General features: G+C 72.8%; 11 protein-coding genes. 2 read left to right on the top strand and 9 right to left on the bottom strand.

Going from position 1 to position 14296, the window contains the following annotated elements; all coding sequences use genetic code 11:
- The first annotated feature begins 16 nt into the window (after nt 1–16).
- Nucleotides 17–679, top strand: coding sequence for a GTP cyclohydrolase I FolE (gene folE / locus FJK98_RS30570; RefSeq protein ID WP_145922107.1), 663 nt, complete (start codon nt 17–19; stop codon nt 677–679).
- A 33-nt stretch (nt 680–712) separates the two neighbouring features.
- On the opposite strand, the gene FJK98_RS30565 is transcribed toward folE, so the two are convergent.
- Nucleotides 713–1399, bottom strand: a complete 687-nt coding sequence (locus FJK98_RS30565; RefSeq protein WP_240763084.1) for a hypothetical protein — start codon at nt 1397–1399, stop codon at nt 713–715.
- A gap of 184 nt (nt 1400–1583) precedes the next feature.
- Nucleotides 1584–4364, bottom strand: a complete 2781-nt coding sequence (locus FJK98_RS30560) for an FtsK/SpoIIIE domain-containing protein (RefSeq protein ID WP_370516947.1) — start codon at nt 4362–4364, stop codon at nt 1584–1586.
- A 226-nt stretch (nt 4365–4590) separates the two neighbouring features.
- On the opposite strand from FJK98_RS30560, the gene FJK98_RS30555 reads away from it, so the two are divergent.
- On the top strand, nt 4591–5154 hold the full coding sequence (locus FJK98_RS30555) for a hypothetical protein (RefSeq protein ID WP_145923083.1): 564 nt from the start codon (nt 4591–4593) through the stop codon (nt 5152–5154).
- A gap of 3 nt (nt 5155–5157) precedes the next feature.
- On the opposite strand, the gene FJK98_RS30550 is transcribed toward FJK98_RS30555, so the two are convergent.
- The 7 genes from FJK98_RS30550 to FJK98_RS30520 are packed head-to-tail and all read right to left on the bottom strand — an operon-like array spanning nt 5158 to nt 14030.
- Nucleotides 5158–5760 (bottom strand): hypothetical protein, encoded by a 603-nt coding sequence (locus FJK98_RS30550; protein ID WP_145922104.1) that lies wholly within the window; start codon nt 5758–5760, stop codon nt 5158–5160.
- Between the two features lie 13 nt (nt 5761–5773).
- The gene (locus FJK98_RS30545) at nt 5774–6949 is read right to left on the bottom strand and encodes a M23 family metallopeptidase (protein WP_145922103.1); all 1176 of its coding nucleotides are present in this window, start codon (nt 6947–6949) and stop codon (nt 5774–5776) included.
- Nucleotides 6946–7494, bottom strand: coding sequence for a hypothetical protein (locus tag FJK98_RS30540; RefSeq protein ID WP_145922102.1), 549 nt, complete (start codon nt 7492–7494; stop codon nt 6946–6948). Before FJK98_RS30540 ends, FJK98_RS30545 begins: the two co-directional genes overlap by 4 nt.
- A gap of 4 nt (nt 7495–7498) precedes the next feature.
- Nucleotides 7499–9451: an MFS transporter gene (locus FJK98_RS30535; RefSeq protein ID WP_145922101.1), complete on the bottom strand. Its 1953-nt coding sequence runs from the start codon at nt 9449–9451 to the stop codon at nt 7499–7501.
- A 2-nt stretch (nt 9452–9453) separates the two neighbouring features.
- Complete coding sequence (locus FJK98_RS30530; protein ID WP_240762442.1) at nt 9454–13290, bottom strand: ATP-binding protein; 3837 nt, start codon at nt 13288–13290, stop codon at nt 9454–9456.
- Nucleotides 13291–13339: 49 nt separating this feature from the next.
- Complete coding sequence (locus FJK98_RS30525; protein WP_067302246.1) at nt 13340–13702, bottom strand: hypothetical protein; 363 nt, start codon at nt 13700–13702, stop codon at nt 13340–13342.
- Nucleotides 13703–13715: 13 nt separating this feature from the next.
- The gene (locus FJK98_RS30520) at nt 13716–14030 is read right to left on the bottom strand and encodes a hypothetical protein (protein WP_088643869.1); all 315 of its coding nucleotides are present in this window, start codon (nt 14028–14030) and stop codon (nt 13716–13718) included.
- Between the last annotated feature and the right edge of the window lie 266 nt (nt 14031–14296).

Raw genomic sequence — 14296 nt, 5'->3', positions numbered from 1 at the left:
CCCCGACAACCCGGGGCTGGCCGCCTCGTCCACCGAGCCCGGTGACGAGATGTTGGACTACGTCGCCGCCCGGCTGATCAGCGGCAAGCTCAACGGTCGCCCGATCGAGGACACCATGGACCTCGGCCGGATCGAGAAGGCGGTCCGCGAGATCCTCATCGCGGTCGGCGAGGACCCCGACCGGGACGGCCTCCAGCAGACCCCTGCCCGGGTCGCCCGCGCGTACGCCGAACTCTTCGCCGGCCTGCGGGTCGACCCGTCCCAGGTGCTCAGCACCACCTTCGAGGCCAACCACGAGGAGTTGGTGCTCGTCCGGGACATCGACGTGATGAGCCTCTGCGAACACCACCTGCTGCCGTTCCGGGGCAGCGCGCACATCGGCTACATCCCCGGCCCCGACGGTCGGATCACCGGCCTGTCGAAACTGGCCCGGCTGGTCGAGGTCTTCGCCCGCCGCCCGCAGGTGCAGGAGCGGCTCACCTCGCAGATCGCCGACCTGCTGATGAGCAAGCTGCAACCGCGCGGCGTCATCGTGATACTGGACTGCGAGCACATGTGCATGGCCATGCGCGGCATCCAGAAGAGCGGGGCCAAGACCATAACCTCGGCGGTGCGGGGCGTGCTCCAGCACGACGCGAAGTCCCGCGCCGAGGCGATGTCGCTGATCATTCCCCGCTGAGCTGCTGAGCCTCGGGGCGTGGGGCGGCGCGGGTCAGCCGGCCAGTAGCGCCAGCATGATCCCGGCGGCGGTCACCACCGCCGGGATCAGGCAGGTCAACAGCCCCAGCCGGGGCGTACGGTCCCACCGGCCGTCCGGCCCCGGCGGGAACAACCGGCCCACCCCCACCCAGCCGGCCGCGAACGCCGCCGCCGGCATCGGCAGACCCACCAGCAGCGCCGCCACGACCACCGGCCCGGTGCCGAGGGTCACCAGGAGCACCAGCTGCACCAGCGGCACGACCAGCGCCAGCGGGCCGTACACCAGCAGGTTGCGCAACCGGGGTGGCCAGGCCGCCGGCCGCAGCGAACCGCGCGCCGCCAGCGCCGCGTCGGCACCCTCCGCCCACCCCTGGGCCGTCCTCAGGCCGGCCAACACCGCCGCCGGACCACCCGCCATCGCCCGGGTCGCCTCGGCCAGCTCCGGTGGCGTCGGGGCCAGCGAGATCGCCGGCACGCCCAGCTCGCGCAGCCGGGCCTGCTGCGGCGTCAACCGGTCGCGCACCTCGGTCAGCTCGGCGCGGGCCGCCTCCACCGCACGGGCCTGGGCGGCAGCGGCCGTCGCCGCGCCCCGGCGTACCCCGTCGAGCTGACGGGCGGCGGCCAGGTAGTCGGTCCAGGCGGCGGCCACCGACGGGGCCGGCCCGCCGCCGGTCCGCTGTCGGACCGGAGCCACCGTCACGGCGTCGTCGATGCTCACGCCCGACGCTCCTCGCGGCCGGTCACGCCCGGTCCCCCTCGCGGTCGGTCACCTGCGGTCCTCCTGGCGGTCGGTCCCGTACGCCGCGCTCCGTGGCCGGCCACGCCCGGTCGCCACATGCCGGCCGCATCGTTGGTGGCCCCGGCGGGGGCCTCGTCGTGGCTGGTCACGTGGGGTCCGCCTCGTCGGCGAACGGCACCAGGACCGTGCCCCGGTCGTCGGTGGTGTCCCAGAGGACCACCCGGGCCGGCCGGGGACGCCACTGCACCGGGTGCCCGAAGAGCGGGGCGAGCTGCGCACCCGGCACGTCGACCGCCGCGACCGCGGCCAGCTTCCCGACCTCGCCGTCCGGCTCCACCAACCCGGCCAGCGGTGGCACCGTCCGCCACCAGCCCAGCAGGTGCCGACCCGCCGGCGGGCCCTCCCGCAGTAGCGCACGCAGCCGGTCCGGCGGCAGTTCCTCCGCCGAGGGCACGTCCACCCCGAACACCACCAGGTAGGTCGGGCCGGTGCCCGGGGCAGCGGTCAGCAACCCCGGCCCGTCCACCGTCGACACCCGGTGACGCCCGCCCAGCTCGGCGGCGAGGGCGGCGGCCAGCGGCGCGGACCCCTCGGCCAGCGGCGCGAGCACGAACTCCGCGCTACCCGGCGGATGGTGCGCGGCGGTGCTGCGCGCGGCCGTCGCCAGCAGCGTCGCCGCCGCCGGACCCGGCCCGAGGACAGCCAGGTTACGGCCGGCCACCGGGCCCAGCGGCACCGCGACGGTCGTCCGGGCCACGTCGACCGCCCGGCCCAGCAGCGCCGCCGGCGCCCCGCACCGGCCGGCCACCGCCGCACGCATCCGGGGATCGTTGCCGAGCAACGGCCGGGCCCACCCCGCGAACACCACCGGTGGTACGGCACTCTCCGGCCGTGCGGCGAACAGCCGGTGCCGCAGCTCCTGCACCACCTCCGGCGCGTCGTGCGGGTCGGGGAACCGGACCAGCCGCTCGTGCCCGCGCGTCGCGCCCCGAGGGCCACCCAGGCCACCTGCGGTGTTGACCACGGCACTGCCCACCGCCAGACCTGCGGCGGCGTCGTTGGTCGGCATCAGCACCGCACTGCCACCGGCGAGCGCCACCCGCACCGGGAACTGCCCCAGCACCGAGTCCCGGGGGGCCGGTCCCGCGCCGACACCCAGGTCACCCGCGCCGGCCAGCACCAGGTGCACACCGTATGCGCGCCCCGACCGGGCCAGCCCGTCCAACCGGGCCAGCACCTCGGCGGCCACCGGATCCCGATCCGCCAGCAGCAGCGGAAAGTTGTCGATGACGCAGACGACGCGCGGCAGCGGCTGATGGTCACGCAGCTCGGCGAAACGCTGACCGCCGGCCCGCGCCGCCGCCTCCTCCCGGCGATGGATCTCCGCCGCCAACTGGTCGAAGAGGTCCCGCACGTACTCCGGGTCGGCGGCCATCCCCGCCGCGCGGACCTGCGGCACCCACGACCTGTCCCGCTGGGTCTGGAGGAACTCCACGAACGACTCCCCGGCACCCAGGTCCACCAGGTACAGGGCCAGCTCGTCCGGGCCGTACCGGGCGGCCAGGCCGAGCAGGGTGTTGGTCAGGAAGGCCGACCGGTCCGCATCCGACCGGCCGCTGACCAGCCAGTGCGGGGTCAACTCGGTGAAACCCACGGTGACCGGCCGGCCGCCGGCATCGCCCACCGTGGTGGACAGGCCGTCGACCGACGAGGACGCCCAGAGCGGCGCGTCCCCGGGCGGCAGCAGCTCGGCGAGACCCAGCCGGGAGCCCGCCTCCACCTGGTCGGCCAGCCGACGGCAGACCGCCCCGATCAGCTCCGCGCCCGGGTCCTCGTCGACGAGGACGGGACAGTTCAGGCCACCCGGCGCGTCGGTGCCCGGACCGCTGAACGGGCTGCCCGGCGGATCACCCAACAGCGCGTACGAGGTACGCAGCCGTACCGGGGTGGCCTGCGGCAACGGTGGCCGGGCCGTCGGCCAGCCGGCGACCACCAGGTACAGACCGGCACCCCGGCCCCGTTCGGCGAGCGCCACGATCCGGTCCAGGTCACTCGGCCCGGTCGACCCGGGCAGCCCGGCGATCACCAGCAGCAACGTCCGGTCGTGCCGGCGGGGCCGTCCGGCCCCCGGGGAGACCCACTGCTCGGCCTCGGCGAGCACCGCCCGCAGACCGACCACGTCCGTCGCCGGAGGCGGGAAGAGGCCGGCGTCGGCCAGCGCGGTGAACGGGGCGAAGACGGCGCCGTCCCGGGCCTCTCCGGTCTCGCTGTTACGCGGTGCATTCGCGGCGGTGGCGTTCCGGGGGGCGGCTCCTGTGGTGCCGGTGCCGGTGCCGGTGCCGGCTTGTCCAGCGTCGGCTCTGCCGGTGCCGGTGCCGGTGCCGGTGCTCGGGCCGGGGCTGGCGGTGACCGGGCGGGTGATGGTGTCGGCGGTGCCGGTGTTCGGTCGGGTGCCGGTGCCTGCGGTGCCCGGTGGGACGGTGCCGTCGACCCCACGGACCAGCAGGCAACCCGCCGGAGTGGCCGCCAGCAGCCGCAGCAACACGGCCCGGACGAGGCCCACCACCCGATTGTCACGCACGTCCACGTCGAGAGTCAGATGCGCCGAGCCGAGCAGCGGCACCAGCGCCGGGAAGCGTGCATCCTCCAGCGGGGCCCCCGTACCGATCCGGACGAAGGGCGGATGCTCCTCACCGCACGGGGTGTCCGCGGACAGGTCCTCCAGGGCGTCCCCGGCCCAGCCCGGGGCGAGCAGTACGGCCGCGTGCCGCAGCCGGTCCGCCAGCTCGTACTGGCGGCGCTGGTCGGCGGGGGCCGGACGGATCTCGTCGAGGACCGTGGCGGCAGCGGCGACGGTCGCGGCGGCCCGGCGGTGCAGGGCTGCGGCGCGGTTCGTGCGAGCCTTCGGACCGGCCACCGCGTCCACCCCTCTTTCCGAGGTGCGTCCACCCCGCTGTTCGCGACGGGAAGCCTCCCCGACTGCAGACCGTATCCCAGCCCCGGCCGCTCCTCCGGGAAGCGCGGCGGCGGTGCGCCGGGCTTGTCGCAAATCGCGGCGAACTCTCACCTCCCGGGGTCGGCCTGTCACGATCCGCAGCTTCCGGGGCATTGGGTACGGAGCGTCCAGCCGATAGCCTCAGGGGGTGGAATCAGTGCAGCCCCCCGCCGGTTCCCAGGTGTCCCGAGTTCCGGCGCAGCGGACCCCGCCGGAGCACTCGGCACCCCCTGCGCCGCTGCCGGCACCACCGCAGCGTCCACCCCGCCGGCTCCGGACCGTCCTCACCGTCGTCGCCGGGGTGCTGGCGTTGCTATGCGTCGGCGGCGGGATCACCGGGTACGTGCTGTACGAGCGGGCCGCCACCCCGGACCGCAGCGCCCCGGACGTCGTCGTCGACAACTATCTGCGTGAGTTCCTGGTCAACGAGAACGACACCCGCGCCGGGCTTCTCGTTTGCCAAGATGGGGATCTTGGTGCGGTTGCGGCTCTCCGTGACGAGTTGCGGCAAAGAGAAAGCAAATTCAATGTTGTAGTAAGAGTTGGCTGGGGGCCGTTGACCAGAGTGGAAACGCCTCAGGGTGAGTCCGTGACGACTACGTTGACCATCTCGGGTTCGTCCAACGGCCAGCAGCGAAGCAGCCGTCGGGAGGACTGGACCTTCGATGTCGTCGACATTCGTGACGGCTGGCGTGTCTGCGGTGCGCGGAAGGCTGTCTGACAGCTATTCGATCCACAGCAGGTGGACGGGGATTTCCATCGTGGTGGGCGGTTGTCCGCGCCAGGCCCAGCGATACCACTCCAGTTCCGGTGTGACCCGGACGCAGATGTCGCCGTCGGCACCGGAGTAGGACTCGGTCACTGCACGTAGATCGCGGTGTTCGACGCCGTCCTCGACGTGGACCACCCGTCGTCCGCTGACCGCGTCGGTCTCGAAGACCGGGGTGGGGGCCCGGTGCGTCGGCCCGTCCAGCGAGACGAGTTGGATCCCCTGCTCGCGGACCGGCCCGGTGGGGGCAGGCCGGTCGCCCAGGGTCTCCACCCAGACCCGCTCCACGGGGACGAGCGGGGCGAAGACCTCCACCTGGTCGGCTTCGGCCCGGTACCACTCGTGCTCGGGGATGACCGGCACGTAGGTGCGGCTGCCCTGCACCACCCGCTCGTCGGCGCGGAGGTCTCCCCGCCAACCGAGTCCGGGGAGCCCGACGAGGACCCGCCGGCCGCGCAGTTCGACCCGACCCGTGGCGGGAACGATCTCGACCGGCCGTGGTGGAAGTGGTGCCCAGTCGGGCTGACCGGCGAACGGGTCCGGCAGCGGTCCGCTCATCGGGGCGACGGCCTCATGCCGAACCGTTCAGCGGTGCACCGCGCTGCCGCATGAACGGCACCGGGTTGATCCCGCCGGAGAAGCTGCGGTTGCTGTCGATGTGCACCTCGAAGTGCAGGTGCGGGCCGGAGGAGTTGCCACTGCTTCCGACCAGCCCGATCACCTCGCCGGCCTTGACGAGTTGCCCGGGGACCACCCGGGGCTTTTCGATCATGTGGCAGTACCGGGTGATGAAGCCGCCGGCGTGCAGGATGTCCACGAACCACCCGCACCCTCCCTTGCCGGGGAAACCGTCGACGTCACAGTTGCGGTTGCCACGGTGGTCCGGATCGCAGCGGGCCACCAGTACCCGGCCGGTGGCGGCGGCGTGGATCTCGGTTCGCTTGCGGGCGCCGATGTCCACGCCGTTGTGTCGCGGTCGGCTCGCTGTACGGAAGCCGGAACCGACCCCGCCGTCGATCGGCGCGGTCCAGCCGGAAGCGGCGATGGTCCGGGCGGAGGCCCGGTCGCAGACCGCCCGCTCGGCGATCTGGACCGTGCGGGCAGCCCCACCGGCGAGCGCGTTGACGATCTGACTGGCGACGTCCTCGTGCTTCGCGTACGCATCGGGGTAGGCGCTGATCTGCACCTTCTGCGCGGCCCGGGTCAGGGGCATGTGCTCCCAACCGTCGATCTTCAACAGCTTCTCGTAGAACTTGCGGGCCGCATAGTCGGGGCTCATCCGCTGGGTGACGCTGCCCCAGCCGGCCCGCTGCTGGAAGAGACCGAGGGAGTCGTGGTCAGAGCCGACACCCTCGTTCGGGATGCCGCGGGAACCGGCGACGGTGCTGTTGGACAGGTTGCGCAGCGCCGACTCCTGCATCGCCGTGGCCACCGCGATCACCCAGCCCCGGGGTGGCACCTTCATGTCCTGACCGACCTTGATGATGACCGCCGCATTACGCATCTGGCTGGCCCCGTACGCGGACATCCGGGGCATCTTGCCGGTGACGTTGACCCGATGCTCGTCATCGCACTGCTGCTCATTCGACACCAGGGTTTCCTGGTCGCCGCCGAGATTGGTCAAGAAGAACGCGGCACTGCCGCCACCGCAGCAGAGCAACGCGAGAGCGCCGGTCAGCGCGGCGGCGACGGCACCCACCCGGACCCGGCGGCGTGGGGCTCCGGTCGGTGACAGTTCGGCAGTCATTCCCGCTCCCAGTCCACGGCATCCACCAACCAGCGGCCGTCGGGGGCAACCAGTTCCAGCCGCAGCCGTCCGCCCTCCAACGGAACCAGAACCTCCGTGAAGACCGCCGTCCGAGGACGCAGCGTCGGGGCGCCGGCGATCTTGACGGCAGGCACTCCGGCCGGATCGGCACCGGTCAACTTCTCGGTGAGCTCCGGCGTCGACATCGGCCGCAGAGCCGCCTGCCACTGCTCCGCGGGGGTGGTGGATCCCCCCAGCCAGGCGGTGGTGAACCGGGTCGCCGTCTGTTCGGGGGTCAACTCCCCGGGCCGGGTACGGGGCGACTCCGGGAGCGGGGTGGCGATGACCCCGTCGTCACCCTCCTCCGGATCGACGGTGGTGATCGGTTCCCGAGGGCGGCTGCTGAGTCCCGCCGTGAGGTCGTCGGGACCGGACACCAGGCGGGCCGTGCTGATCACCCCGAGCACCAGCACGGCGATCACGAGCGCGATGCCGAGCCGCGACCGGATGAGCCGCGTGAAGAGAAGTTCGACCGCTCTCCGCATCGTGTCACCTGGCCTCGGAGCGGATACGGGGGCTGGGCTTCACGGGCGTCGGTGCCGGTGCGGAGTCGGGTCGGTAGACCACGAAGGACGGGGCCTCCTCCGGCACGTCCGGCTCGGTCCAGCTCGCTGGACGACGCCGTGGGCGGGGTGCGGCCGTGGGCCGACTGCCCTCCCGCGCCGGTGGCTTCACCTCGGTCTCGTCGACGCGTTCGCGTCCATCCGGGCGCTCCCGCTGCGCCGGCGTGCTGACCGTCGAGTGGCTCGGGTCCTCCCGCCTGGCCTCAGGGCGCAGGGTGGCCGGTTCCAGCGCGACCCCGCGCCCCCGGGTGAGCTTCGGCTCGGCCGTACCCCCGGGCTCGGCCACGTCGAGTCGGGCGGCGACGCGCATGTCCCGGAAGAACCGGCGGTGCCACGACCCGGCCGAGCCGACCGCCTCGCTACTGTCCTTGCCGCCGAGCTGGGTGATCCTCCGGTAGGGCCGGAGCAGCAGCCAACCGACCACACCACAGAGCCAGACCAGCACCACCTGGAGCCAGCCCGGCAGGGTCGGAGTGCTCATGATCAGGTCGACGGCGAACAGGTAGATCGCCGCTCCGGTGCCGAAGATGGCGATGTTGAACACGGCAGCGACCACGGCGTTCGCCAGCCGCCGCAGCCCGGCGCTGGCCGGGCGGAGCAGGCCGATCGTGCCCAGGATCGGTGCGGCGATCACCGCCCACCGGAAGATCATGAATCCGAGCAGCACCAGCAACGAGGCGGTGAGGTCGAACATGGCGAAGAGCAACGAGGCCAGGACCGCGATGAACCCGGAACCGATCCGGTCCATGTCCCGGCTGCCCTGGAGATACTCGTATGCCTCAGGATCCTCGGTCTTGATCTGCTCGGCGACCGTCATCCACTGCTGCTGCTTGGCCTTGATGGTGGCGTCGCGGGTGGCCGGATTCTCCCGGAGCTTCTCGGCCTCTTCCCACGAGAGCGACTTGGCATCGTAGAGGGCCGACCCGTACTTCTTGGCCGTCTCGCTGTCCGCCGAGCCCAACACCCCGCGCAGCCAGTTGCGGTACAACATCGATTCGGTGGCGGTGTCACTGGCGCGGACGGCCGGGGGGCGACTGTCCTTGCACGCATCAGGATTTGGATCGTCGCACTGGTCCGCCGGGGTGTCGCGTGCTGCCGGACCGATTGCGTCATGGACGACGCCCAGTGAGGTGATGAGGGTGCCGTCGGCAATGTTGGCGGACTTCACCGGCCAGGCGGCCAGCGCGGTCACCGCGACCATCACCAGCAGGGCCCAGCCCGCGGTGGTCATCGCGTTGCTCATGTCCGACTGGCGGGAACGCCAGAGCAGGTAGAGGCCCACCACACAGAGCGTCACGATGCCGAACACGCTGAACACCTTCTGGTAGACGGCCTTGGTCGCCTTCTCCACCAGCGGGTCGGCCCAGTTCCACATCGACCGGGGGTCCCAGGCGCGTTCCCGGAGCGCGTTCGAGGCACCCACCACGGCGGTGGCCATCATCAGTTCGCCGTTGGCGACGGTGGTAGTGAACTTGTAGTCCGGATGGAGGACGGTGGAGGCACATCCTCCCTCCACGTCGTACGTGTTGAAGCTGTAGCCGCCGTAGCCGTAGTCGCTGTAGAGGCCCTTCGGCCCGGGAAGCTTCGATGCGTCGGGGCGGGAGGCGAACCAACCGGCCAGGCCGGAGTCCGGGGCTGACGGCACCGGTGGCTTGCGGCAGTCCACCTCGGTCTCGCTGACCTGCTTGAGCTTGGCGACGCAGGCGCGGAAGTCGGCCTGCCACTCCTTGGTGGTGCAGAGATCGGCAGCCGCCTGTGCCGTGACCGGGGTACGGGCGTACGCCGGTGTGGCCCCGACCACCGGCCAGGCGATCGTGGCACCGGCGAGTACGCCGAGTGCGAGGAGGAGCGCCGTGATCCGTGCCCGGGCCCTCGCCATTGTCACGCCTCCAGATCAGCCAGGACGGTCGGCAGTATCCCGGCGGCCTGGGCGACCGCGGCGGGGGTGGTGTCGAGGTGGTCCAGCAGCCCCTCGACGTACGACACGTCGACCCGGACCTTCTGCACCCGGCCGTCCACGTCCCGCATGACGAACTCGCGGAAGCCGAGCCGGGTGGCGGAGGTGGTGTCGACGGCGGACAGGGAGGCCAGGGTGGCCTCGTAGCCGTCGTCGACCGGCACCCGGAGCAGCCGGAGCGCCTCGGAGGCGATCTCGGAGTCCTCGGCGATGCGGCCGACGAAGACGGTGGAGACGAGGTTCTGGACGTCGAGGCCGAGGATGTCCTTCGGGTTCTGCGAGGCGACCAGGGCGGCGAGGTTCCACTTGCGGGAGTCGCGGGCGAGGCGGACCAGGAAGGAGCGGCCGGAGCGCCAGCCCTCCATGAAGTGCGCCTCGTCCAGGCCGACGAGCTTGCGCGAGGACATCGACCCGCCGTAGCAGCGACGGACGGCGAGCCGGTGCGCGGTGTGCAGCATCGGCAGGGCCAGCGCCTCCTCGGCCGACCAGTACTCGCGTTCGATCTTGAGGTCGGGCAGCCGGAGGCCGGCCATGGTGATCACGGTGAGCGCCGCGCCCGCGCCGAGCAGCCCCTCCGGCGGACGGCCGAAGAAGAGCATGGCCAGGGGCATCTCGGCGGTGTCGAGCAGCAGGTGGGCCAGTTCCCGGCCGGCGTCGTCGTCGAGCCCCTGGAGGCAGGTGACCACGTCGTCCAGGGTGGACGTCTCCTCGGCCGGCACCTGGCGTACCGCGTGCCGGAACAGGGTGGCGGTGGACGCCTCCCGGGCCACCTGCGGCGGCACCAGCATCATGCAGATGTCCTGCACCAGCATGCGCCGCTCGGCCCGGGCGTTGGAGACGGCGATCTCGAACTCCCGGTCGCCCGCCGCGCCGGTGGTGAACTCGCTGCGCAGCGGGGTGGGGATGAGCGCGTACGGGGCCAGCGTCCCCGGCTCCGAGCCGGTCAGGTTGAGCACCCGGGCGTACGGCTTGAGTTCCGGCATGGCGCACAGCCGGGCCAGCGGACCGGACGGGTCGAGCAGGGTGACCTGCACGCCCCGCCGGGCGGCCAGGTAGCCGAGCGCGCCGAGCAGGGTCGACTTGCCGCCACCGGGTTCGGCGACGAAGACGGCGAGCCCGGAACGCTCGCGTACCTCCATCGGGAAGTGCAGGTCGAGGAAGACCGGCCGGCGGCAGGTCCCGGCGGTACGCCCGATCAGGTCGCCCCGGCGGTCGCCGACTGTCGACGCCGCCTGGGGGAGCGCGGCGGCCAGCAGCGGCACCGGCATCCGGCGGACGTAGCCGGTGTTGGCGATCGGTTCGCCGGGGATGAACTCCCGGGCCAGCCAGTCCTGGTTCTTCGGGTGTTGCAGCGAGATGCGCAGTTCCCGGGAGTAGAGCTGGATGAGCCGGCGGGCCCGTTCCATGCACTCCTCGCGGGTCCGGCCGCCCACGGCGATCCGGTGCCAGCCGTGCGCCCGGGCGGAGTCCACCGGCAGGCCGGTGGTCATCTCGTCGCCGATCACCAGCGCCCGCTTGGCGAGCCGTTCCAGCTCGGGCGGGGCGTCGATGCCGTGCTCGGCGTAGTCGAGCTGCTGCGAGCGGATCATCCGCAGCCGGTGTTCGAGGTTACGGAAGGAGTCGCCGGAGCCGAGGATGTCGACCCGGGTGGAGATCTCCATCGGCCAGGGCAGCCGCTCGTGGAAGTGCAGCCACGGCTCGTGCCGTTCGGGGATCTCCAGCGGCTCCATCCGGCCGACCGCGAGCACGGCCACGTGCCGTTCCTCGCCGGTCATCCGGTTGACCAGCTTGACCGTGGTGCCGTACGGGGTGCGGTAACGCTCGACCTGTTCGGTGAGGGCGAGCAGGTCGCCGCGTTCCCACCGGCCGTTGGTCACCGGGGAGAGCGCACCGGGCGGGGCCATGCACAGCGCCACCGAGCGGTAGAGCAGCCATTCCAGCTCCTGCGCGGTGACCCGCCGGCCCCGCATGCCGAAGCTGCCCAGCACCTCGTCGAACTGTTCGACGGTACGGCCCAGCTTGCGGCGTTCACCGTCGGCGGTGCCTTTGCCGAAGGCGCGCAGCAGGCGTTCGGTGAGGGAGTCGCCGAGGGAACGGCGGGCGAAGGTGACCCCCAGGTAGGTCTGCCCCTCGGCGTGGTTGACCGACATCAGGTGCTGCTGGGCGGCGACCAGGTGGTCGGCCCAGCCGGGTGTGCCGGGGACGTCGGGCAGCGGTGACGCGGTGTGCGCGTCGATGGTGCGGGCCCACTCGTCGGCGGGGAACGGCCGGGTGGTGCGGCGCAGGTGCAGCCGGAAGCCGGCCAGGCCGGCGTACTGCTCCGAGATGGCGGAGAGCAGCGCCTCGCGTTCGGCGTCCGGGCGGAACGCCCACCGCACCTCGGGGAGCCAGTACCAGGCGGTGACCGTGTTGGGGGTGAACGTCAGGTGCCCGGCGATCTCGGTGATGGCCAGCTCGATCGACGGGTCCCGGTCCCCGAACTTGATCTTCGGTGGGCGTACCCGGACCGGCTTGGTCGCCGCGGTACGGCGGCTCGCCGCGCGTTCCCGGGGCGTGGCCAGTTCCCGCGAGCCGGGGTCCGCCGGTGCGACCCGGTCGGCGTCGACGGGCGCGGGCCGGGCCGGTTCGGCGGCCAGCGCGCCGGTCGGGGCGACCACGGCCTCGGCCCGGATCGGTTCGGCCGTTTCCGGCCAGGCGGGGGCGACGTCCTCCGGCCAGGCGGGGGTGGTGGGCTCCACCGGGGTGGGCCGGGGCCGGGGGGTCAGCGTCCCGTCGCGCCGGGCCGACCCGGCGTTCTCCCGGCGCGCCCTCTCGGCGGCCTCGCGCCGGCTCCGCTCCGCCGCCTCCCGCCGGGCCGCCTCGGCGGCGTCCCGCCGGGCCTGCTCAGCGGCGTCCCGCCGGATCTGCTCGTCGGCGTCCCGCCGGGCCTGTTCGGCGGCCTCGCGCCGGGACTGTTCCGCCGCCTCCCGGCGGGCCTGTTCGGCGGCCTCGCGTTCGGCCTGCGCGACCGCCTCGCGGTGTGCCGCCTCGGCGGCCTCGCGGCGGGCGGCGTCCGCCGCGGCCTGTTCGGCGGCTTCCCGGCGGGCGCGCTCGGCGGCCTCGCGCCGGGCCCGGTCGGTCGCCTCCCGGGCCCGTTCGGTGGCTTCCCGGCGGGCCCGTTCGGCCGCCTCCCGCGCGGTGAGCGGCTCGCCGGTGTCCCGGGGGAACAGGTCGGTGGGGATCCGGCGCGGTGGCCGCTGCGGTGCCTCGGCCGGGCGGTCGCCGGTCGGGGTCGCCGCCGACCGGTCGCCCTGCTGGTGCGGGACGCGGGTACGCGCGGCCCGCTCGGCCGGTGGGGCCGCCTCGATGGCCGCCGGAGGTGCCTGCGCCTCGATGGCCGGCGGCGCGGGGGCCGGCTGGTGCGGTACGGGTCGCTGCTCCCGGCCGGGACCCCGACGGGCCGGGGCACCGGGCGACGGGGCGGTGCCGGGGCGGGGGCCGCCACCGAAGAGGTCGAGGAAGGGGGAGTCGATGTCGGTGCCGTCACCCACCAGCATCGGCGCGGCGGGTGCCGGCTCGGCCTCGGGGGTGCCCCGGCCGGGGCTGGGCCGGGGGGCCTGGAACACCCCAACGCCGCCCTGACCCGGGCCGGTGAGCAGGGACGGGTCGTACGGCTCGTCGTCCCGCAGCTCCTCCTGGGGGTAGTCGAACGACCGCGCACGGTTACCGTGTGGGGCGCTGTGTCGTCCGGCCGGGAAACCCGGCGTGGAAGAGCGACTCATTCGACCGCCTCACCCGTGTGGTCCGACTGCCCGATTCGGGTACGCCCCGTCATGCCAGTTCCTCCCGGATCCTGATCCGGCTGCCGACCAGGCGGGGGTCCCGCAGTTCGGCGGCCGGTTCCCGGGTGCGTCGCCAGTCGGTGAGCGCGGTGCGGATGACCATCCGCGCCGGCCGGTCCGGGTCGACGTACCGGAAGATGAACGAGGTGCTCACGATGGCGAGCGCGATCTCCCAGGCGGGAAAGAGCTCGACCTGCAACGTGAACAGCCAGTGGATGAACATGTAGAGGGGCACGAGCAGCATGAACAGTCCGTACTGGGCGTACGGCAGGTGGACCGGAAGGGTGTAGCCGGGCGGCCCGAGGTAGACCAGGCGGGCTCGGTAGATGTCGTCGTCGGTGCGCAGCCGCATGTCTCGCCCGCGCCTATTCGAAGATCAGATCGATCAGGTAGTCACCGATGAAGAAGAGTGTGGCCGCACCGGCGATGAAGGCCAGCCCGACGATCGCGATGGCCGAGCTGGTCAGCACCTTGGAGATCTCGCCCCGGCTGGCCCGGCCGATGAAGATGACCCCGAGCACGGCGAGCAGGATGGGTGCGATCTTGCTGGCGAAGAAGGTGACGACACCGTTGGTGTCGATGCCCTTGGGGGCCGGCTCGGCGAGTGGCGTCGTCGCCAGGGTGTGCAGCACCTGTGCGACGCCGGAAGACGTCGTCTCCATCAGCTCGAAGGCGATCACTGGAACCTCCCCATAACGCGGCCGGCGGTGCCGCGGTGGTGCAGTAGGCAAGCCTGGCGGGAATGTGCTCACTGTGCACAGCGTCGATGACGCGGCGCGGGTTTCTCACCACGGAGAGTGGCGAGATTTGGGGGGATTTTCCCGCTTCGGCCCTCCCTCCAGGCTTCGCCATCTCTTGATGCTGGGCAATTCCACAGCGTACGGGCCGCCCCCCTTTGCGACAAGCCGCGAAGAGTCGGCCCGATTCGACCCGGAAGACCGATCGT

It is taken from the genome of Micromonospora sp. HM134 (assembly GCF_007833915.1).
GTDB classification, from domain to species: Bacteria; Actinomycetota; Actinomycetes; order Mycobacteriales; family Micromonosporaceae; genus Micromonospora; species Micromonospora wenchangensis.
The sequence above is the reverse complement of the archived record's forward strand: the minus strand, read 5'-3'. Positions and strand labels throughout refer to the sequence as shown.